General features: G+C 62.5%; 14 protein-coding genes. 10 read left to right on the plus strand and 4 right to left on the minus strand.

The annotated features are described in order from the left end of the window. The first annotated feature begins 202 nt into the window (after positions 1-202). The 3 genes from trpS to H6678_07735 all read left to right on the plus strand — a co-directional run bounded on the left by trpS (position 203) and on the right by H6678_07735 (position 2,818). Positions 203-1,264, plus strand: coding sequence for a tryptophan--tRNA ligase (trpS, locus tag H6678_07725; GenBank protein ID MCB9473683.1), 1,062 nt, complete (start codon positions 203-205; stop codon positions 1,262-1,264). Between the two features lie 22 nt (positions 1,265-1,286). Next, positions 1,287-2,417, plus strand: a complete 1,131-nt coding sequence (locus H6678_07730) for an NAD(P)/FAD-dependent oxidoreductase (GenBank protein MCB9473684.1) — start codon at positions 1,287-1,289, stop codon at positions 2,415-2,417. Between the two features lie 74 nt (positions 2,418-2,491). After that, entirely contained in the window at positions 2,492-2,818 is a 327-nt protein-coding gene (locus tag H6678_07735) for a cupin domain-containing protein (GenBank protein MCB9473685.1), read from the plus strand. A gap of 24 nt (positions 2,819-2,842) precedes the next feature. Here the strand turns inward: H6678_07735 and H6678_07740 are convergent, their stop codons facing one another. Further along, the gene (locus H6678_07740; GenBank protein MCB9473686.1) at positions 2,843-5,134 is read right to left on the minus strand and encodes a hypothetical protein; all 2,292 of its coding nucleotides are present in this window, start codon (positions 5,132-5,134) and stop codon (positions 2,843-2,845) included. A gap of 287 nt (positions 5,135-5,421) precedes the next feature. Between H6678_07740 and H6678_07745 the strand changes: the two genes are divergently transcribed. Then, complete coding sequence (locus tag H6678_07745) at positions 5,422-6,438, plus strand: T9SS type A sorting domain-containing protein (GenBank protein MCB9473687.1); 1,017 nt, start codon at positions 5,422-5,424, stop codon at positions 6,436-6,438. Between the two features lie 140 nt (positions 6,439-6,578). On the opposite strand, the gene H6678_07750 is transcribed toward H6678_07745, so the two are convergent. Then, entirely contained in the window at positions 6,579-7,091 is a 513-nt protein-coding gene (locus H6678_07750; GenBank protein ID MCB9473688.1) for a YbjN domain-containing protein, read from the minus strand. Positions 7,092-7,333: 242 nt separating this feature from the next. Here H6678_07750 and H6678_07755 point away from each other — a divergent pair, with 242 nt between their 5' ends. Together H6678_07755 and H6678_07760 are read left to right on the plus strand one after the other, a co-directional pair. Further along, positions 7,334-9,280 carry a PD40 domain-containing protein gene (locus H6678_07755; GenBank protein MCB9473689.1) on the plus strand — a complete coding sequence of 649 codons (1,947 nt, stop codon included), beginning with the start codon at positions 7,334-7,336 and terminating at the stop codon, positions 9,278-9,280. Positions 9,281-9,733: 453 nt separating this feature from the next. Continuing rightward, positions 9,734-13,915, plus strand: coding sequence for a T9SS type A sorting domain-containing protein (locus H6678_07760; GenBank protein MCB9473690.1), 4,182 nt, complete (start codon positions 9,734-9,736; stop codon positions 13,913-13,915). Between the two features lie 158 nt (positions 13,916-14,073). Here H6678_07760 and H6678_07765 read toward each other — a convergent pair whose 3' ends face one another. Together H6678_07765 and H6678_07770 are read right to left on the minus strand one after the other, a co-directional pair. Continuing rightward, the gene (locus H6678_07765; GenBank protein MCB9473691.1) at positions 14,074-14,856 is read right to left on the minus strand and encodes a hypothetical protein; all 783 of its coding nucleotides are present in this window, start codon (positions 14,854-14,856) and stop codon (positions 14,074-14,076) included. A 216-nt stretch (positions 14,857-15,072) separates the two neighbouring features. Beyond that, entirely contained in the window at positions 15,073-17,274 is a 2,202-nt protein-coding gene (locus tag H6678_07770) for a DUF4397 domain-containing protein (protein MCB9473692.1), read from the minus strand. A 358-nt stretch (positions 17,275-17,632) separates the two neighbouring features. Here H6678_07770 and H6678_07775 point away from each other — a divergent pair, with 358 nt between their 5' ends. The 4 genes from H6678_07775 to ahpC all read left to right on the plus strand — a co-directional run bounded on the left by H6678_07775 (position 17,633) and on the right by ahpC (position 22,544). After that, positions 17,633-18,577 (plus strand): MerR family transcriptional regulator, encoded by a 945-nt coding sequence (locus tag H6678_07775; GenBank protein ID MCB9473693.1) that lies wholly within the window; start codon positions 17,633-17,635, stop codon positions 18,575-18,577. Positions 18,578-19,384: 807 nt separating this feature from the next. Further along, positions 19,385-20,992 carry a phosphoenolpyruvate carboxykinase (ATP) gene (gene pckA, locus H6678_07780; GenBank protein MCB9473694.1) on the plus strand — a complete coding sequence of 536 codons (1,608 nt, stop codon included), beginning with the start codon at positions 19,385-19,387 and terminating at the stop codon, positions 20,990-20,992. A gap of 122 nt (positions 20,993-21,114) precedes the next feature. After that, positions 21,115-21,831 carry an HAD family hydrolase gene (locus H6678_07785; GenBank protein MCB9473695.1) on the plus strand — a complete coding sequence of 239 codons (717 nt, stop codon included), beginning with the start codon at positions 21,115-21,117 and terminating at the stop codon, positions 21,829-21,831. Between the two features lie 149 nt (positions 21,832-21,980). Continuing rightward, positions 21,981-22,544, plus strand: a complete 564-nt coding sequence (gene ahpC, locus H6678_07790; GenBank protein MCB9473696.1) for a peroxiredoxin — start codon at positions 21,981-21,983, stop codon at positions 22,542-22,544. Positions 22,545-22,603: the final 59 nt, after the last annotated feature.

The following is a 22,603-nucleotide window of genomic DNA, read 5'->3' on the forward strand; positions in this document are numbered from 1 at the left end:
GCCACCCGTCGTGCCAGCCACCAAGCGAGCTGCTGTGCCAGCCGCGGAGCCCCCCGTCGGCCTGCAGTCAGGCCAGCAGCCTGGCCCGCCATCATGCCTGCATCCGGACCAGCCAGTCGGCCTCGCTTTCCTCGGGCGGCCCCGACTTCCTATACTTGGCCTTTCGCCCGGAAGGCGGGCGTCACACCAGCAGGAGAGTGAGATGAGCAGCGAGAGTGCCGGAAGTGAGACCAGGAATGAGGGGGAGGCAACGGCGCGCAAGCCGGTGATCCTCTCGGGAATCCAGCCCAGCGGATCGCTGATGCTGGGGCATTACATCGGCGCGATCCGCAACTGGAAGCTGCTGCAGGAAACCCACGATTGCTTTTTCATGCTGGTGGACATGCACGCCATCACCGTGTTCCAGAAACCGGCCGACCTGCGCAAGCGCAGTCTGGAATTGCTGGCGCTGTACATCGCCTGCGGCATCGATCCCGAACGCAGCACGCTCTTCGTGCAGAGCCATGTGCCCATGCATGCCGAGCTGGCCTGGGTGCTGACCTGTATCACGCCGCTGGGCCAGTTGCAGCGCATGACACAGTTCAAGGACAAGTCACGCAAGCACGAGAAGAATCTCAACGCGGGACTGCTGGCCTACCCCGTCCTGATGGCCGCGGACATTCTCCTGTACAACGCGGACAAGGTGCCGGTGGGCGACGACCAGAAACAACACCTGGAACTGACACGCGATCTGGCGATTCGCTTCAACAGTCTCTACAGCGACACCTTCACTGTGCCGGAGCCCTGGATTGCGGCGCGCGCCGAAGGGGCGCGCATCATGAGCCTGCAGGATCCCACCAGCAAGATGTCCAAGTCGGACACCGACGCCGACGCCAGCCTGCTGCTGCTGGATCCACCCGCCGTGATCCGCAACAAGCTCAAGCGCGCCGTGACCGACAGCGAAACCAGCATTGGCTACGATCCCGAGAACCGGCCCGGGGTGAGCAACCTGATGACCATTCTCAAGGCGGTCACGGGCGAGTCCTTCGAGAGTCAGACCGAGCGTTTCGCGGGCAAGGGCTATGGCCCCTTCAAGGCCGAACTGGGCGAGGCCGTGGTGGCCTGGCTGGAACCGCTGCAGGCGCGCTACAAGGAGATCATTGCCGACAAGGCGGGGCTCGAGAAGGTGCTGGATGCAGGCGCCGAAAAGGCTCGCGGCGTGGCGCGTCGCACGCTGGACAAGGTGTACCGCAAAACCGGATTCCTGGCAGGGCGCCGCTACTGATCGCTGCACGCGGGAGGCTGTCATGGCGGACTTCGACAGTGTGGTGATCGGCGCCGGAGCCTGCGGACTGGCTTGCGCGGCCGAGCTGGCACCACACGGATCTCTGCTGCTGGTGGAGAAGGAAGCCGGCATCGGACGCGGATCTTCAAGCCGCAATTCCGAAGTCCTGCACGCGGGCTTGTATTACCCTCCCGGAAGCCTCAAGGCGCGACTCTGTCTAGAAGGGCATCGACGCATCGCCGAACTGGGCCGGGCCGGCACGATTCCCGTCTCCGTGTGTGGCAAGCTGGTGTTGGCACCCACGGCCGAGGACCACTCCCGCCTGCAGGCCCTGCAACGCAACGCACTCGCCTGCGGTGTGTCCGGACTGGAATTGCTGAATGCGAACCAGGTGCAGGAACTGGAACCGGCGGTCCGTTGTCACTCAGCCCTCCTCTCCCCGAGTACCGCCATTCTCGACAGCCACGCGCTGTTGGCGCACTGGCTGCAGAGGGCGAGCCATGCCGGTGCCGAAAGTGTTTTCGGCCACGAGTTGCTGTCCGTGCGTCACACGACGCAGGAGTACGTGCTGGAACTTCGTGGTCCGGATGGCCTGACAGAGGTGAGCTCCACCCGAGTGGTCAACGCCGCCGGGCTCTACAGCGACCGGGTGGCCGCGCTGGCCGGAATGAATGTGGACCGCGAGGGACTGCGTCTGCACTGGAACCGGGGGGAGTATTTCGCCTGGAGCGGCGCGGGCGAGCGGGGCATCCGGCATCTGCTCTATCCGGTACCCGGTGGAGCGGACGGCCATCTGGGGGTGCATCTGACCCTCGATCTGGCCGGACAGGTGCGCTTCGGCCCCACGGCGTCCCCCTCAACGACTCATGAAGAAGACTATCGGCAGGACAATCGCGGCAGGGCTACGGTGCACGCATCCGTATCACGCTGGCTGCCCGAGCTGCGCGAAGATCAGCTGGAGCCCTGCCTGGTCGGCATCCGGGCCAGGCTGGCGGCTCCCGGGGAGCCGGCCCGGGACTTTCATCTCGCCGAAGAGAGCGCACGCGGTCTGCCGGGCTGGGTCAACCTGATCGGCATCGAGAGTCCGGGGTTGACCGCCTCACCGGCAATCGCTGCTCGGGTGGCGTCGTTGCTGGGGTTCATTCGCACGTGATGTTCCGGTGACATCTCCCGGGGCCCAGGATCGGACCTTCGCATCCGGATCAGCATTCAAAACAGGGGAACTCCATGAGCCAGCTGGAACCGGCCTCCGTCGTGACATTGAGCGATCTGGTGAGCATTCAGGAAGGGTCCATCGTCAGCCGCACACTGTGCAAGGCCGCTGGCGGCAACCAGAGCCTGTTCGCCTTCGCGGCCGGGCAGGGCTTGAGCGAGCACACGGCACCTTTCGACGCCACTGTCCAGGTAATCCAGGGAGAGGCTCTGGTCACGATCGATGGCAAGGAAATGACCGTGGCCGCCGGGCAACTGGTGCTGATGCCCGCCAATGTGCCCCATGCTCTCAAGGCCGAGCAGTCCTTCGTGATGCTGCTGACCATGCTCAAGCAAGGCTGAGACGCACTCCCGGCGGAGCGTGCACTATTCGATGATCTGGATGCTGCCGCCCCAGGGCTGCAGCTCCACCTCACGTGCGCCAAGTCCCAGCGGCAAGTTCACCGAACGGGTCTGCAGACTGCCACTGCGATTCAGCCAGATCAGGCTGCGACTCGGTGATCCGTCCGCGTTCTCCGCACTGCGCAGGTAGGCCACGACCTGTTCGTCGGCCAGCAGAAACTCCAGATCGCCCCGGCGAAGCTCCGGGCGTTCGCGGCGCGCACGGCAGAGCAGGGAGACCCGTTCCTTGAGTCGCGCTTCATCCTCCGAGACATCCTTGCCAAAACGCATCATCCGGCGATTGTCCGGATCACCGGCACCCGTCATGCCGATCTCGTCACCGTAATACAGAAATGGCAGGCCGGGCGAGGTCAGCATCCAGGTCAGGTACAGAGCCTGCTTGTCGTAGGTCTCGGGATGGTCCACGCGATACTCATTGTGCCAACCGGGCTCCGTCTCGCTGACCCCTTCCAGCGGCATGTCGCCATCGGCATAGACCGCATAGCGCGCCTTGTCGTGGCTGTCCATCAGCATGCCCATTCGGTTGTTCGCACCGTAGATCCGCAGATCCTGTGTCACAAGATCCGCCAGACCGCCGAAGTTCGCCTGCTCGTTCAGGAAAAGCGCGCGCGCCGGGTGGAACAGGTTGAAGTTGAACTGGGCGTCCAGCACATCGGGTCCGACATAGGACAGAATCAGCTCGTCACTGCCGAAGGTCTCGCCAATCTGGAAGATGTCGCGCCCGGAGAGGACCGGGTCCTTGCGGATCCTGCGTGTCAGTTCCTCCCAGAACTCGCGCGGTACATGTTTCACGGCATCATGCCGGAAGCCATCCAGGTCATAGGTCTTCAGCCACCAGAGCGCCGCGTCACACATCGCCTGGGTCACCTGCGGGCTGTGGGAGTAGTCGATGTCCGGCATGTAGGGTTCGAACCAGGTGGTCAGCCGATGTTCGTCCCAGTTGCGCAGGTTCAGGGTGCCGTCGGGCAGGGCCAGCTGACTGAACCAGTCGGGATGCTGCCTGACCCAGGGGTGATCCTCGTGCACGTGATTCGAAACGAAATCCAGCAGCACCTTGATGCCGCGCCGGTGGGCTTCGGCCACCACCTGCTTGAAGAGTTCCTCGTCGCCGAAGCGCGGTTCCAGCTTGCGGTCCGATACGGGCCAGTAGCCATGATAGCCCGTATACATCCGATGGGGCTCGGGGAACTCGCGCCAGGCGCCATCGGCAGCCAGATTCAACGGATAGATCCAGAGAGTGTTGACTCCCAGATTGCTGAAGTAGCCCTCCTGCAGGCACTTGAGAATGCCGGCCAGATCGCCGCCCTGCCAGTTGGCGCGTTCGCTCAGTTCGGGATGGCTCACGGGCCGGTCGTTGTCGGGGTCGCCATTGCGGAAGCGGTCGGGCATCAGGGCATACACCAGACCGTCCTCCCAGACGAAGTCCCGGTCGAACCAGATGGTCTGCAGACTGGAGGCGCTGCCCGGGCCGGAGAGCGCCAGTCGCAGGATATCGGGACCCATGCGGGGCGAGGATGCGATCGTTACCCGTAGTGTATCACCCACAAAGGAAACAGCCGTCGCTTCGACTCGTCGGTTGCCATGCAGGGCGCTGACGCGCGGAGCGCTGCCCTGGCCCTCGCAGAGGAATGACACGCATCGCCCTTCAGCAACCGCGCGCCAACCCAGACGGCGCACGTGGATCGTGGACCCCTGCGCGGCTCGCACCTTGAGCGGGCTGTTGAATCCGCCCATGCCATTGCTCACCGAGTCGGGATTGCTGGGATCCAGCAATTCCCGATCGCCGACCTTGAACAGGTATTCGTAATCCCCGGACTCCAGCGCCACACGTGTTGAATAATGGCCCGGGGTGAGTTCTTCCAGGGTGTTTGCTCCGCGGTTCCAGCCGTTGAAACTGCCGAAGACGAACACATTCTGACCCGGCTCGCCGTCGTGGACGAAGTCCACGGGCACCCGGCCTCCACTTCGCAGCAGAACATCGCCGTCCTTTGATTCGAGCACCTGCCAGCCGAATGGTGCGTCACATGCCAGCTCGAGACTGCCGGGCGTGGCTGTCATGCTCACATGGTCCAGAGCAGGCCCCGTGGCACTCAAGGTGGACGTTGGCGACAAACCGAGGCTGGCATTGGTGAATCGGCTGGATTCGCCGGGGTTCAGCGTCAGCACGGGGGTCAGTTCCACCATGGCGGCGACAGTGCTGAGCAGGCCCAGGGCGAGCAGCAGCAGTATGGAGACGGTGCGGGGCAGGGAACTCATTCTGCATCCTCCAGGGGAGTGGGCCGCGATCGATGGACGACACGTTGCGGGTCGCGAGCGGCTGTCCAATGTAGGAGAATCCGGTTGCTGCCGGGAATTGCATGGCAGCCTGACGTATTCCGAACACTTGACACCGGGAGCCAATGGGAACCGCATTTGTTTTTCAATGAGTTGCCGTTCGGCCCGTTTATTGCCGTCTGCGTCGCAACCTGTCCACCGCCTCGGTGGGCCCCCCGAGCCCTGAACCTGACAATCGACACAATCATCCATTTCCCCCTGGAGGAAGCATGCGCATCTCTCGTCTGTTCACATCCGTGCTGGCCGTCGTTGGTCTGGCACTCAGCGCCCAGGCCGTGGTCGGCTGGGGCAATATCCAGTGGCCGATTCCCGGTTCGACCCAGCCCTCGAACTCCGCGATCACCGTGTACAGCCAGGTCTGGAAGGGCGGCTGCACCGACATGCCCGGCGCCTGTGCCGATCTGGTGCCGACCCTGTACTACAAAATGCCCAGCGAAGGCAGCTTCAGTGCGGTGGCGATGGCCTACAATACCGACAGCGGAAGCAACGACGAGTACATGGGGCAGATTCCGCAGACTTCTCTGGCCGAATCCCAGGTGCTGTTCTATATCGAGTACATGGATGTCAGCGACCAGTCGTTCTTCTATCCTGATGGCTACTCCGAGTTCGAACCGGCCTACTACGACATCGTCCAGGCCACATTGAATGATTTTGAGCTGACCCTCTGCGTTGACATGCATTGCACCCAAGTGGGCGATCCCGGTGTGTCCGGCTCATTCAACGGTTGGGCCTTTCTGGGTCTGAACTCCACACCGAACCCGAATGTCTGGTGCACCACGATCACCATTCCGGCAGGTTCCTCACCCACCGTATACTTCAAGTTCCGCAACCCCGGCGTCAACGACTGGGAAAACATCGGCGACCGTGTCTACACCATTGCCGATGGTGCCACCAGCGATGGCCTCGCCCTGCACTGGGACAACGTCAGCGATTGCCCCACCAGTGGCACCGAGGATCTCCCCGGCGCTTTCAACCTGAGCCCCGCCTACCCCAATCCCTTCAACCCCAGCACCACCATCGCCTTCGCGATGGCGCACACCGCGGAAGTCCGTCTGGTCGTCAGTGACCTGGCCGGCCGCACCGTGGCGACGCTCGTTGATGGAATGGTGGCCAGTGGAGCCCATGAGGTCACCTTCGACGCCTCCAGCCTCGCCAGTGGCGTGTACGTGTACACCCTGAGCAGCGAAGGCCAGAGCCGCAGTCAGAAGATGGTCCTCCTGAAGTAGCCTTGTCACGGGAGGAGGAACAAGGGGGTCCGCGCTCATGGTGCGGATCCCCTTTGTTCGTTCAGTGGTGTCGTAATTCGCATGTGCAAGAAAAAAGCCCGTGTGGTGAGCACGGGCTTCTGTGTGTCATGGAGTGTGGCTCAGTCTTCGTCGTCGCCGTCGGCTTCTTCGTCTTCGGTGCCGAAACGGTGTTCTTCATCGAGCATGGCTTCTTCGTAGGCTTCCAGCGGGCTGAGGTCGGTGTAGACCATCTTGATCAACAGGTGCAGATGGTCGTCCAGCAGCGCCAGATTGCCCCCGATGGCGTCGTTGATCTGTTCGCGGTTGAGCGAGTGTTCGCGACACAGCAGATAGGTCTTCAGGGCCAGACTGCCCGTGTTCAGGTCGAGCTCGAAGTCTCCGTAGCGCTGGCCCAGGTTCAGCCGGGTCACCAGTTCCATCAGCACATAGCGCTTCTCGATGGGAATCGTCAGCGGCAGGAAAGAATAGAAGGTGAAGATCTCGGCCTGCCCGTCCCAGACGGCCCGACATTGCCAGGTGCCGTTGGAGCCGTTGTAGGTGGCATCGACGGAACCATCTTCCGGATAGAAGCGATGGTCCCAGTCCAGCTCGTTGAAATACTCGAGGATGGTTTCCATCGGATTGGCGCGCATTGCTGCAGGCTCCTGTTGACTCCGGCCGCCACGGTTCGTTTGCTGACTGCTGGCGGTTGGGGAGTGTGGTCGACGGGGAATGTACGATGAGCGGGTGCCGGGTTCCAAATCGCTTTCGCCATCTGCCGAATCTGTCCATTACCCCCGAGCTGCGCCGCCAACCGCTTTTCCGGCAAGTCCCGGCCTTGTGCCACCGATAGAACCGGTTCGGCGTCAGGCTGTTCCAATGCCAGGGAGATTCAATGCCCGCATCCTTTCCAGCTTTGCGGTCATGCGTGTCCATCGGCTCCCGGTGGCGGCTCGTTCAGGCCGGAATCCTCCTCACCGCCTGTCTCGCGCAGGGAGCGGATCTGCGTCAGGACCTCTGTCAGCGGCAACTGGAACAGGGGCAACGCCTGTTTCACCAGCAACAGTACAGCGAAGCGGCCGCTCAGATGCGTTCGGTGCTGCAGCGTTGTTCCGGATTGGTTGAGGCGCGCCTGCTGCTGGGGCGCTGCCTGTTGGATCTGGGCAGCGCGCAGGACGCGGCGACGGAGCTTGAACTGGCCATGGAGCTTGATCCCGCCAATGGAGAAATCGTGCGTACTCTGGCTCTGGCGCTTTCCCGGCTGGGCCGATTCACGGAAGCGGCCGGAGTCTGCCGCCATCTCCTGGCCAACCCACGGATCTCCGCCACGGAACGGGAAGCGCTGGCCCATGCGCTGGAGGTTCATGCGGGACTGGAAGAACTGAGTCAGCGCGACCAGCCCCAGGATCATCGCTGGAATCTGGGGCCCCTGATCAATTCCAGCTTCAATGACTACATGCCCACCGTTACCGTGGATGGGCGACGACTGTTCTTCACCAGCGACCGCCCCGGTGGAGTGGGTGATTGCCCGCCGGGACAGCGCTGCCGCGAAGATTTCTGGCAGAGTGAGTGGGGCGATGATGGATGGAAAGCCTGTCGCAATGCAGGGCCGCCATTGAATACACCGCGCTCCGAAGGGTCCGCCAGTTTCACGGCACTGGGTACGGTGCTTTACTTCACCGCGTGCGACCGCAGTGAAGGACTGGGTGATTGCGACATCTACCGCTGCAGCTCCGGAGCCGATGGCTGGGGGCCACCCCGCAATCTGGGAGCGCCCGTGAACTCCTCATTCTGGGAGAGCCAGCCGGCCATTTCCGCCGATGGCTGTCTGCTGATCTTCAGCAGTGATCGCCCGGGAGGGTTTGGACAGACCGATCTCTGGAGCAGTCGGCTTGAGAATGGCATGTGGTCCGAACCGGTGAATCTGGGCGCGGCCATCAACAGCCCGGGTCGCGACGAGACCCCATTCCTGCATGCGGGCGGCAAGACGCTCTACTATAGTAGTAGCGGAAAACCGGGCTTCGGCGACATGGACCTTTTCTGCGCCCGGGCCAGCGGCAAGGGCTGGACGGACCCCCTGAACCTTGGGCGGCCGATCAACGGAAGCGGCCCCGATCTTGGCCTGGTGGTCCCCGGGGAAGGACGACTGGGCTACTACGCCAGCCCGGTGGCCGGTGGTGTCGAGCTCGACCTATTTGGATGCCGACTGCCCGCCGATTGTCGTCCCGAAGAAGCCTTCCTGCTGCGGGGGTGCGTTGTGGACGAGGAGAGTGGCGCCGGCCTGAAGGCGCGCGTCCGTGCCGATGGATTGCTGCAAGCGATCGAGGTGCCCATGCAATGGTCCAGCGAGCTGGGAGCATTCGGTCTGGTGCTGGCCCCGGGGCCCATTCTGGTGTCCGCATCGGCGCCGGGACACTTCTTCACCAGCCGCCTGCTCCAGCATTCGGAGAGCTGGAGTGACTCCCTGCTTCAGCTTTCCCTCAGGCCGATCCGCGTGGGAGCCCGGGCCGTGCTGGACAATCTGCTCTTCGATTTCAATCTGGCCAGCCTGAAGGATGAAAGCCGCCCGGTGCTGCAGGCGGCATTCGAGCTCCTCGAGGAGAATCCAGGCCTGGTGGTTGAACTGCAGGGGCATACCGACGCTGTGGGCAGCCCGGAGTACAATCTGGGCCTCAGCAGTCGGCGTGCGCAAAGCGTGCGGGACTGGCTGATCGCCGCCGGAACCGACCCCGAGCGCCTCCAGGCACGGGGCTATGGGGAGACGGTACCCGTGGCCGACAACGACTCCGAAGCCGGACGCCGCCTCAATCGCCGTACCGAGATCCTGGTTCTCAGCTTCTGATCCCCTGCCCGGGATGCCCCAATCCCCGACTCTCCTCCCGCGCTCTCTTCCCAAGTTCCGAACTCAGGGGAATAATTTGCCCCCGGCAGGTTCTTCTGGCAGGCATTCTTGCACCATTTATTGATCCAAGACGCAAAACAAAATATCTGTCAAACAAGCAATCGCCTCTTCTTTGGCTTGGCCCCAAGCTTGCCAAAGGAAGAACGTCGGGAGTGCGGGCAGAATTCTGCTCGATAGTTTTTGAAAGGTGCCGATAGGGTTGCCCAGACAGGAAGAGGACTCGGCGTGTTCGGCCCGCGAAAAAACGGGAAGGCTGGCGAGTCTGATTCATGATCTCTTGGAAGCCACTCTTCTGTTCCTGGAGATACACTGGAGACGATGCCTTCGAGACCTTGCTTCTCCCGGCGAGGAAACGAAGAACGAATTCAAGGTTTAACTGCCTGCGGAGGAGAGATGAAACCTTTAATCAATCTTCCCCGGAACTTGCTTGCGAGGGTTCCGCTGTTCCTGGTGGTCGGCTTGTTGCTGATCATGCAGAACACGGAAGTTCGCGCGCAGGCTACCATTACTCAGAATGTGGGCGTGAGCTCCACCATCTTCCTGTCCAGCGGCGGCCCCTACGGCTGGACCGACCTGACCTCGGTCAGTGGACAGGACCTGGTGTTCACCGATTCAGGAGCCGGCAGCGAGCTGCAGGCTACCGGGACGGTGACGTTGACTCTGCCCACCACCAGCTGGGAATGGGTTCCGGGCCAGTGTGTCGCTACCGTGAGCGGTGGCGGCGGTAACGTGACGTTTGCCCAGGGAGGCACGGCCCAGCAGCTCGTGCTTACCTTGAATGCCTTTGCGATTCCCGCAGCAGGCAACATCACCTGTACGGTTCTGGCGGCCCGTTCGACGACGGCCGTGACTGCAGCCGTGTCGGCCACTGCCATTGCCGTGACCGGCAATACCATGACCAGTCTTACGGACGCGGCATGGGGCACGACAGTCGCTGTGGTGGCGGGATCCTCGATCGCCTGGACCACTCCGGGTGCCAGCGGTGATTCGACCGATCTGGCCGATGGCGACGGCGGTTGGGACATTCCCACCGTGTTCGCCGCGACGGATGTGCACGATTCCGACTATCTGCTGTGGTGGCACACGGACTCCACCGTGATCGACATTTCGATCAACGATGGTGCCCAGCGAGCCACTCGCGACTCTTCCAATGTGGAAGTGGATGCCTGGATCAACATCTCCGCCTCGCCGACGACCATCAGTCTGCTCACCGCGGATCTGCAGGATTTTGAGCGGTATGGAGTGGAGTACTACCTGTTCGCGACGACCAGGGAGTCCGGAACTCGCAAAGTAGGCCGTTGCGGCCCGATTCGCGTGTTCCATTACCCCACCAACAACCTCGATCTCACCGATCCGAACAGTGTGAACGACATGGTCGACTTCACCAGCAACAACACGGATTATCTGGATTCGGGGCTGCTCTTCGCGCTGGATGACGGTGCCGAGGACGGATCCGGCCAGACCAGTGTGACCTGGACGCTGCAGACCATCGACTTCGATGACAACGCCGATGTGCGCCTGTACTACAGCACCAGTGCCACCCTGAGCGAGTCCGATCTGGTGATCAGCGGTGTCGATGGCAGCGAGACCATCACCGGATTGACCGGAGCCACCCTGCTGGACGGCAGCGATGTGTTGCTGGAGAATGATGATCCCGATTACACCTGGAGCATCTACACCGACGACAGCGACTACGTGCCCGCCGGGACCTACTACATCTATGTGGCTTCCAACGATGGTTACCATCAGGATCTGGACCTGGCCGCCAGCCAGTTCTCCAACCAGACCTATGTGGTGGCCCACAATCCGATCCTGATCATCCAGGACCCGTGGGTGGACGCCGTCGCCGATCCCTTCACCTTCCCGGCCGCCAGTCAGCGTTACATCAACCTGAACTGGGGTCTGACCATCGCCGGTGACCAGGATCCCGATGACTCCGCCACCATCTCCTTCTATCTGGATGATGACACCGGCGACGACAATCTGGCCGACTTCAACCAGACCACCATCGCCACATTGACCGCCACGGCCACCGCCACCGACGACGATGTGACCAATGGCGAGCTGATCTACACCACCACCGTGAGCGAAGACCCTGACCACCAGTGGAACAACCATGTGGACATTCCCATGTCCTTGTGGTCCAGTGCCTTCATGGCCAGTGTCGCCACCGCGGATGCCGCGCGTGACCTGCATATCTATGCCGTGATCACCAGTGGCAGCCAGAGTCGCATCACGACCTTCGCCTCCGAGGATACCGACTATGTTGTGACCGCCGCCGAGGACATCACCAATGCCAACGTGGCCATCTCCAACGCCCAGGACGCTTTCGTGGTGTCCCCGCCCGATCTGGGTGGCGAGGTGTCCTGGGGCGAAGCCTACCGTGTGGCCTGGGATTTTGCCTGGAACTTCGGTCAGGCCAACCAGAACGTGTTGTTGCTGCTGGGTGATGTGGACATGCGTACGCAGGCCACCTTCAATGGAACCTACGGCACGGGTGTGCTGGGTCTTGCCGACCTGAGCAACGACCTGTGGGTGATGAACTCCAGCGATGGTACCGTTGCCAACAATACGCTCACCGACATCATCAGCGGTCCGTCCTTCGGTGGTTCCTTCGACTTCCAGCCCCACACCATGACCGGTGCGTCGATCAACGGCGCCCAGGCCCTGGCCACGGACCTGGTCAACGAAGGCACCTATTATGTCTACGTGGTCGTCAGTTCCGCCGCCAACGCGGTGATCGCCGCCGACGCCGACCTGGTCTTCCAGGCCCCGGGTCCCCTGCGCATCAGCAGCGAGTCCGGTCCCACCAGCTGGGGCTACAACATGCTGCCGAACAACTTTGCCGTCTCCCATGGCGACACCGTGACCTTCTCGATCTATCCCAATTCGGGCGTGGCCACCGCGGAAATCGCCGCCGTCTACATCGACGTGGACACCACCTACTGGGATGTGGTCAACCCGAGCGCGCCGTTCACCGTGGGCAGCAGCTTCACCTCGACCAATGTCGTGGAGAACGGCAACCACAGTGGCGACACCTCCGGTGGCATGCATCATCTGAACTTCGTGTACGGCGCCACCGGATCGCCCGATGCCAACCTGGACGGCGGAACCGCCGAACTGGCCACGTATCAGCTGATTCACAAGCATACCGGCACGGACAATCCGCGCAGTACCTTCATCACCTTCGCCCAGGATGTCAGCGGCGGACGGTACACGGCCTTCTACAATGGCGGTGGCAATCTGCTGCCGGTGAGCGTGCAGGTGCCCGCGGCCAACGCCGAGAGCTACCCGCGTGCCACCATCGAAGGCACCGTGGACCTGCAGCTGGTGACCGACTACACGGACATCGAAGCCACCATCGCCCTGTCCCCTGAAGGTGCGATCCATGGTGTGGAACTGTGGGATGCCCTGTACCTGGCGACCAACGACACCAACGCCTCCGAGCCCGGTGTGCAGGTCGTGCTGAATGAGTACGGTGAATTCCGGATGACCAACATTCCCAACGGCGAGTACGATGTGACCGTCCATGTGGAAGGCTGGCTGGATCAGACCGTGAATGTGGTGCTGCAGTTTGGAGATCACACGGGCGACACCGATCCGATCTATACGGACCGCGTGACCCAGACCATCGCCGAGCAGCAGCTGCAGTTCCTGGCTGGTGACTGTGCCGGGTACACCGACTACCTGGGCAACACCACCCCCGACAACCAGATCGACGCCACGGACCTGACCGCGGTGAAGAACGCCTACAACGCCCGTCCGGACAGCACCAGCTGGAACGCCCTGTGCGATTTCAACCGGAACGGCTGGGTCGAGATCCAGGATCTGAACGTGACCAATGCCAACCAGGGCAGCAACGGCGTGCCTCTGATCTACCGTGCGGGCCTGCCCAACAACGGTGTGATCTTCCGCATGCCCGAGGTTCCCGAGTACATGCGTCGCGGAGAAGAACTGATCGTGGCCATCACCATGGACAATGCGGCTGACGTGCGTGCCTATGACCTGCGTCTCTCGGCCCCCGGCATGGATGTGGTGAGCCTTGAGCACACCAACCTGCTGGGCGACTGGAGCGAGGCCACCTACCTGAGCCAGAACACCCGCGGTGAACTGGTCTGGGCCGGTGCCATCAAGGGTTGCCAGCGCGAAGGTTTCGCCGGCGAGTCCGTGATTGCCGTCGCCACCCTGCGTGCGCAGCGTGACGGTCGTCCGAACCTGCGCCTGATCTCCGGTCAGGTCGTGAACAGTGGCAACGAGATGCAGATTGCCGGCGTGGACAACAGCAGTGTGCTGCCCGCGAACTTCGAGCTGGGGAGCAACTACCCCAACCCGTTCAACCCGGTCACGAGCATCAACTTCGCCATCCCGCAGGATAGCTTCGTGAAGTTGACGGTATACAACATGCTGGGTCAGAAGGTCCGCACCCTGGTCGCCGACCAGCTGGTCGCCGGACATCACCAGGTCAACTGGACCGGTATCAACGATGCCGGCATCCAGGTCGCCAGCGGCTTGTATGTCTACCAGATGGAAGCGCCCGGTTTCCGCCAGGCGCACAAGATGGTCCTGCTCAAGTAGTACGATACATCTGGTTACGAAAAGGCCCCGCCAGCACTAGCTGGCGGGGCTTTTGTCTCTGCAGGATTCAGGGTGGCGGACTGGATCGGGCAAGCCGATGTGCGCATGCGGGGTTGACTCACCGTGTGCCGGAGTTCTGATGGGGAGACGCTTGCAGCTCAGAATTCCAGTTCCAGGCCAAGCTTGGTCTGGAATCCGCTGTCGGTTTGCGCTCCGGTCTCCAGAAAGAGATTGCCGACGTCGAGCAGGTCGATGTCCACTTCCATCCCCAGTTCCAGGGCCAGTTCCGGACGGTCGTCAGCCGTTTCTGCCGTGGCGGCGCCCAACTCCGAGAACAGTTTGAGATGCTCAAGCAGGTCAAGGTCCGCCGCGAGGGACAGCAGCAGGCGATTCTTCAATTCCGCGTCCACGACACCAGCAGTGCCCGGCAGGGCGGCGGGCTGGCCCGGGCGCAGGTATTCCAGTTCCAGATTCAGATCCAGCCTTTCGAAGCCCGTTCCAAGCACCAGCAGTCCGGACCAGTCGGCGCTGCCGCTGCCCAGCCAGGGTTCTTGCCCTGTCGGCAATTTGAGCCTGGCACCCAGCAGGATTCCCGGACTCCAGCCCTCGGCCGCTCGCAGCAATGTGGTGAGCCCGATTTCCGTGTCACCCTGGCCGGTGTGCACCGGCTGCTGTTCCGTGGCAAGGCGCTTCCAGGTCGTCGATTCCAGGAACAGGTTCACGCGGGGCAACCAGCTTGGCACATACTGCAGTGCCAGTTCGACGGATCGTTCGTTGTCGCCTCCATCCTGCTCGTGCTGGGCTGAGAGCTCCACGACCAGGGTGCCTGCATCCTCCAGAGTCGCCTTGCCCGAATCGCGGGCCAGATCGCAACGGGCAATCCGGCACACACAGGGCACCAGCAGGCAGGCTGCCAGCAGGGTTCTGGTCGCGCTTGACATGGCAAGGTCCTCTCTGGGGTTGGATCACAGGGAGATTCGCGGCAGACGTGGAGTCCCTGCACCCGGATCGTCAACAGAACTCGAACTGCCACAGTAGTTGTGTGCATGCCGGGATTCAAGTCACTGTATCATCAAGGCCTGCGGCAAGGAGCAAAGAAAACCGGGGCCCGAAGGGCCCCGGCCAGGGCAAGGAACACAGAATGGAAAGCAGGTTTCTTATTTGACCAGAGTCAAAGGCTGCACGCTTTGTCCGGCACCGCCCTCCAGCAGGGCCAGGTAGCGTCCACTTGCCAGAGAAGAGGCATTCCACTGCAGGGAATGCACTCCAGCGCCCAGTTGTCCGTCAAGCAACCGGGCAACCATCTGTCCTTGCACATTGTATACCGAAAGTCGCACCGAGCTGGCGGCATCCAGCTCGAAGCTCAGACGGGTCGTCGGATTGAAGGGATTGGGGCTGGCGGGCAGCATGCGGAAGCCACTGGGCCGGGCCAGCTCCGTCGCCACGGAAGTGGTCTGTCCCAGCTCGATGTATCCACTGCCGTCACCGGGGGCGTCCACGGTGGCCAGTGCAGCAAGCATGTCGCCCGCCAGGGTGCCCGTGGCGAACACCGAGTAGGTCATGGCCGCATCCAGTTCCACGGTGTCAAGACTCATCACGACAGTCTCAGTGCCCGCCACGCGCACCTGCAGATCATATCCACCCGGGTCCAACGGCAAGTAGGCCGCGGACTCATTGAAGGCCACGTTGCCGAAGACCACGGTGCCGTCGGTCAGGGTGATGTCCACCGCGGGAGCATCCGCCGCGGTGTGCGCGAAGCGTACCCAGGCCTGTGTCGGGCTGGTCAGGCGGCTGTCGGCGAAGAGCATGGGTCCGAAACTGCCATTGCCCAGCAGGCCAGTGGCCGCCACGGTGGTGGCGCTGCCGGCCTGGAAGTCCAGCATCTCATCGATCACGGGGTTGGTGCTGGTTCCGCTGACGAAGACCTGCACGTGGTGGGTGCCCGCGGGAATGTCCAGGTAGGGGCTGAAGGCCGGGTAGCCGACATTCTCCAGTACCATCGCCTCGTTCAGGTACACATCCACGGCGGGGGCATCGGGGCTCAGGTGTGCGACACGCACGCTGGTTCCCAGATTCTCCAGCATCATCACATCGGAACCGCTTCCGGGGGCGTCCACACTGGCCCAGGCGCCCAGAGTGCCAGCAGCCAGGGTGCCCGTGGCGAAGATGCTGTAGGTCGAGGCGGCCATCAGCTCAACCGGGGCGAAACTCAGCACCACGGTTTCGGTGCCGGCCAGACGGACCTGGAAACTGTAGTTGCCGGGTGACACGGGCAGGTAGGCCGAGGAGCCGTTGAAGGCAACGTCACCGAAGATCACGGTGCCATCGGCGAGGGTGATGTCCACGGCCGGGGCGTCCGCGGCCGTGTGCACAAAGCGGGCCCAGGCGTGCGCGGGAACCGTCAGACGGCTGTCTTCCAGCACCACGGGGCCGAAACTCTGATCAGCCAGCAGGCCGGTCGCGGCCACGGTCGTGGCCGATCCGGCCGCGAAGTCCAGCGTGGCATCGATCACGGGATCGGTGTTCGTGCCGCTCACGAACACCTGAACCCCGTGCGGACCGGACGGAATGTCCAGATAGTTGCTGAAGGCCGGGTAGGACACATTCTCCAGGACCATCGCTCCACCGAAGTAGACGTCCACGGCCGGGGCGTCGGGACTGAGGTGCGCCACACGCAGGCTGGTGCCCAGATTCTCAAGCATCACCACATCGGATCCGGTGCCCGGGGCATCCACGGAGGCAAGGGCGCCCAGAGTGCCGTCGCTCAGCTTGCCGGTGGCGAAGACGCTGAGGGTGGTGGCCGCACTCAGGCTCACCTGCTCGAAGGCCAGCACCACGGTCTCGGTGCCGGCGACCCGCACCTGCAGGCTGTAGTCACCGGGCGCGACGGGCGTGTAATCGATGGACTGGTTGAAGGCCACATCGGAGAAGATCACCGTGCCATCGGCCAGGGTGATGTCCACGGCGGGGGCGTCGGCAACCGTATGCACGAAACGCAGCCAGGCGGAGTTGGCGTCCGTGCTGCGGGTATCTTCCAGCAGGATCGGGCCGAAACTGTTGTCCGACAGCAACCCGGTGGCCGCCACGGTGGTGACACTGCCGGCGGCGAAGTCGAGGGTCGCGTCGATCACCGGGTTCATATTGGTACCGGCGACGAAGACCTGAACCAGGTGGCTGCCGTCGGCGATATCCAGATAGGGACTGAATGCGCCGTAGGGCACATCACTCAGCACCACATTGCTGTCCAGCCATACGTCCACATTGGGGGCGTCGGGGCTCAGATGGGCCACACGCAGATCGGCGGCCTGGGCGGCCAATGGCAGCAGGCCACAGGCAAGAGCAAGCATCAGTCTTTTCATCGGTCTCTCCTGGGTTGGTTCTTGTACAACGGATGGACAAACTAGAGCACCCAGTGGATCATGTCAAGGCTTTGTCCAAGAAAAATTCAACAAGAATCAAGATTTCCTGCACAGCCGCGCGCCTCAGCCCGATGCCATGAAGGGATGTCCATCAACCAGGCATTGCTTCCAATACATTGACAACATTGAGATTGCGTTGATTCCAAAGTTTGTTTGAGTCTGCCTGGACGCCCGGGCCTTGGCGAAGCAACGGGACGACCCGAGTGGACTGTCCAGATCATTCTGTTTAAAGTTGTGTCAGTAAAATCTTGACAAAAGATGGACAATACTCTAGCTTCGCGCCATGAAAACAGGTGCCATGCTTCATCCCATCGCTGTGATCTCCCAGAAAACAGACCTGCCCCAGGACCTGCTGCGTGCCTGGGAGCGGCGTTACCAGGCAGTGGTGCCCACCCGGACCGCCAGCGGCAGGCGGATGTATACTGATGAAGACCTGAACCGACTGCTGCTGCTCAAGAAAGCCCTGGGTCTTGGCCATCGCATCGGGGATGTGGCCAGTCTTGAACTGGACACTCTGGAGGGTCTGGTGGGTGCCGTGCAACCCGCGGAGGTCGCCAGGCCGTCATCCAGCCCGACCACCCTCGGCGCGCAGGACAACACGACACCCTTGCTCGAGCAGGCCTGGCGGGCCATTCTGATCCTGCAGGGAGACCAGCTTGCCCAGACCCTGGATCAGGCCAGCCTGGAACTCAGCCTGCGCGCCATGCTGGAAACGGTGGTCATTCCTTTGCTGCAGCGCGTGGGCGACCATTGGCACCGGGGTGAATTGCGCATCGCGCAGGAGCATCTGGCCACAGCCGTCCTGCGCAGTTTTCTGGGGACTCAATTGCTGAGGCGCCGCCTGCAACTTGACTCACCTGTTCTGATCACGGCCACGCCCCAGGGACAGAGGCACGAGTTGGGAGCCATGATCGCGGCCCTCAACGCCCAGGATTGCGGCTTTGATGTGGTGCATCTGGGAGCCGACATGCCCGCCGAGGACATTGCCGCCGTGGCCCAGCTTCGCGGCGCGTGTGCCGTGGCATTGAGTGTGATGCATCTGGCCGATGGCACCCAGTTGCTGAATGAGCTGGAGCGCCTGCGCCGCCTGCTGGATTCCCGGCTTCCCATTCTGCTGGGGGGCGCCCAGGCCTGGACGGCTCTGCAGTTGCTGACCTCCACTGGTCGTGCGACGGGGTTCGTACAGCTCGCCGGACTCGATGAATTCCGCATGCTGCTGGGCGAACTGACCCACAGGCCATAGGTCGCGGCATGTCCGGGGCACGATGGCTTGAACCAGCCCGGACTCAGTGCAGCCATCCCAATCAGCCACTTCGTACACACCAGGCCCGGGCCTGCGTGGGCTGGTCCGTGATGCATTGTGCCGCACGTCTGGCACATGTATGCACCCCGTCTCCCTTCTCTTCCAAGGGCCATGGCGCCTGCGGATCTCCCGCCTCTCCCGTGCCCACCGGTCGCAGCGTCTGATTTCTGCCCATGCAAGATTCCAAAGGGACAACTGCTCCTGAGGGGCGCATGCACGCGTTCCAGGCTGAGGACAATTCTGGTGGATGGTCTCCGGGTGAGCCGCACTGTCCAGAGAGAGCTGGCCGGGCACGAGATTCCGGAATGGATCACCGGCTCCAGGATGGACCCTCCCGGTCATGGGCCCTGTGGCCGACCCGTCGCACCCGGAGCACTGACGGCTGACAGATCGGGGAGTCCTGCTGCGCGGAATGTCCAATGCCAACCAAAGAGACTTTGGATGCCCTTAACTTGAGGGGTTTTCGTTGGAAACCATCCGATTCCGTGCTCGTGCGCAGGGCTTCCAGCTGGAATCCCCATGGCTCCTCGCCGCACCTTTGTTAGTTTGCGACCTTTCCAGGCCGGCCACCTGAATGCAGGTCCAGCCGGACTGGCAGCCCCGCATGGGGGCTGATCATGGGCACTCGTTCTCGCCGACTGATTCCGCAGGAATCCGGTCCGGGCACGGCCTGGGCCAGTCTCCCGAATTCTTTACCGTCAGCACTTCCCCCAAGGGCGGAAGCCACAATCCCTGAAGGAGCGCACAATGGCAGGCATGCTCGACCTGACGATCTACGGCATCATGGATACCACGGAGGTGGTGCACAATCCCGGCTATGATCTGCTCTTCGAAGAAGAGACGAAAGCGGGACTCGAGGGCTACGAGCGCGGTCAGGTCACCGAGCTGGGTGCGGTCAATGTGATGACCGGAAAGTTCACCGGCCGGTCCCCCCAGGACAAGTACTTCGTGCGCGACAGTATCACGGAAAACACCATCTGGTGGAGCACCCAGGCCAAGAGCAGCAGCAACAAGAGCCTCAGCCAGGAGCACTGGACGCATCTGAAGTCGCTGGTGGGCAAGCAGCTCTCCGCAAAGCGACTCTTCGTGGTGGACGCCTTCTGCGGCGCCAATCCCGACAGCCGCCTGAAAGTGCGCTTCATCATGGAAGTGGCCTGGCAGGCGCACTTCGTCACCAACATGTTCATTCGCCCCACGGCCCAGGAACTGGCCGAATTCGGCGAACCCGATTTCGTGGTCATCAATGGCTCCAAGTGCGTCAACCCGGACTGGAAGGAGCAGGGGCTCAATTCCGAGAACTTCGTCGCTTTCAACATGACGGAGAAGATGCAGGTCATCGGCGGCACCTGGTACGGTGGCGAGATGAAGAAGGGCATGTTCACCATCATGAACTACTACCTGCCCCTGCGCGGCATGGCCTCCATGCACTGCAGCGCCAACGTGGGCAAGGACGGTGACACGGCCGTGTTCTTCGGTCTGTCGGGCACGGGCAAGACCACCCTGTCCACCGATCCGCATCGCCAGCTGATCGGCGACGACGAACACGGCTGGGACGACGATGGCGTGTTCAATTTCGAAGGCGGCTGCTACGCCAAGACCATCGATCTGGACAAGGACGCCGAGCCCGACATCTACAATGCCATCCGCCGCGACGCCCTGCTCGAGAACGTGACCGTGAACGCCGCGGGCAAGATCGACTTCAAGGACGGCAGCGTCACCCAGAACACGCGCGTCAGCTACCCGATCCATCACATCGCCAACATCGTCAAGCCGGTCTCCAAGGCCGGGCACGCCACCAAGGTGATCTTCCTCACCGCCGATGCCTTCGGCGTGCTGCCTCCGGTGTCCCGCCTGGATCACGAGCAGGCCAAGTATCACTTCCTCTCGGGCTTCACGGCCAAGCTGGCGGGCACCGAGATCGGCGTGAACAAGCCCACGCCCACCTTCTCGTCCTGCTTCGGGGCGGCCTTCCTGGCCGTGCACCCGACCATGTACGGCAAGGAACTGGTCAAGCGCATGGATGCGGCCGGGGCCAAGGCCTACCTGGTGAACACGGGCTGGAACGGTACGGGCAAGCGCATCTCCATCAAGGATACGCGCGGCATCATCGACGCCATTCTCAATGGTGACATCGACAACGCGCCGACCAAGGTGATTCCCGTCTTCAATCTTGAAGTGCCCACCTCCCTGAAGGGGGTGGCCTCCAGCATCCTTGATCCGCGTGACACCTACGCCGATTCCAGCGAATGGGACCGCAGGGCCGCCGAACTGGCCGGGCTGTTCATCGCCAACTTCAAGCAATACACGGACAACGACGAAGGCAAGCGCCTGGAAGCGGCGGGCCCGCGGCTCTAGATCGTGACCAGTCACGTTTTCAGGGCCCCATCGGCAGCATGCGCCGATGGGGCCCTGTGCATCCTGTGATCCAGATCCGGACGGATCCCGGCTGGTTCGCACCCAGACTCGAGGAGGACTTGTTGTCACATTCAGTCAGCGGACCCGGCCCGGCCGGAGGTCTGATCTTCGATCTGTTTCACACCCTGACGCCCGCCCCGTCCAGGGTCGAACTGCCGGCGCATACCAGCGCACTGCTGGGCATTCCGCGGGCCCGCTGGGAGCAGGCCCTGTTCAGCGAGACCCGGGCCCGGCTCACGGGCCAGGTGCGCGAACCGCTGGCGATTCTGCACGACATCACCGACCGCATCGACGCGGGCTTCTCGGATGAGCAGTTGACTGCCGTGGCCCTGGAACGGGCGCGCCGCTTCGAGGTGATGCTGACGGCCATTCCTGCCGAGACCCTTGACACTCTGGCGGAACTGCGCCGGCGTGGCTGGAGTCTGGCTCTGCTGAGCAATGCCGATGCAATGGAAGCCGCGCCCTGGCCCCGGTCTCCGCTGGCTCCTCTCTTTCACCGGGCGCTCTTTTCCTGCGACATCGGTTGTGCCAAACCCGAACCCGAAAGCTACCGGCTGGCTCTGGACGCACTGGAGCTGCCCGCGGAGCGCTGCTGGTTTCTGGGCGACGGGGGCTCCAATGAATTGCTGGGAGCCAGGGAGGCCGGCCTGTGCACGATTCTGGTCTCGGAGGTGCTGGAAGAGCTGTGGCCGGAACGCCTGTCCGTGCGCCGGCGTCAGGCCGATTTCCAGGTCCGCCGGCTGGCCGAACTGCTGCAGCCCGGAAGCCCGCTGGGCTGATTCGCCCGCGGGAACCACGCGTGCCGTACGGCGGTTCGGGATGCAATGGGCAATAGCCATTGGCTATCAAACGCATCAGATCATTCGATTTTGCAGCATGCGGGGCCTTTGGTATCCTCAGGCAACGTCAAACAAAAGGAGTCCCGATAATGTCCCGGATCAACACGAATCTGCCCCAATTCACCGCCGAAGCCTACCACAATGGCGAGTTCAAGACCGTCAGCACCAAGGATGTGCTGGGCAAGTGGTCCATCTTCATGTTCTATCCCGCCGACTTCACCTTCGTCTGCCCGACCGAGCTGGGCGACATGGCCGACATGTACGACGAACTGAAGAAGCTGGGCGTGGAAGTCTATTCGGTGTCCACCGACACCCATTTCGTGCACAAGGCCTGGGCCGATGCCAGCGACACCATCAAGAAGATCAAGTTTCCCATGCTGGGTGACCCCACCGGCGCCATCAGCCGCGGATTCGGCGTGATGATCGAAGACGCCGGCCTGGCGCTGCGCGGCACTTTCCTGGCCAATCCCGATGGCGTGATCAAGGTTGAAGAAGTGCACGATCTGGGCATTGGCCGCAGCGCCGCCGACATGGTGCGCAAGGTCAAGGCCGCCCAGTACGTGGCTGCCAACGACGGCGAAGTCTGCCCCGCCAACTGGACTCCCGGCGCGTCCACACTGAAGCCCGGTCTGGATCTGGTGGGCAAGATCTGACGCCCTCGCCAGTTCAGGTCCATTGAAATTCCTGTTGAACAGGCTGTCCGGAACAGCAC

It is taken from the genome of Candidatus Delongbacteria bacterium, from assembly GCA_020634015.1.
GTDB lineage: Bacteria > CAIWAD01 > CAIWAD01 > CAIWAD01 > CAIWAD01 > JACKCN01.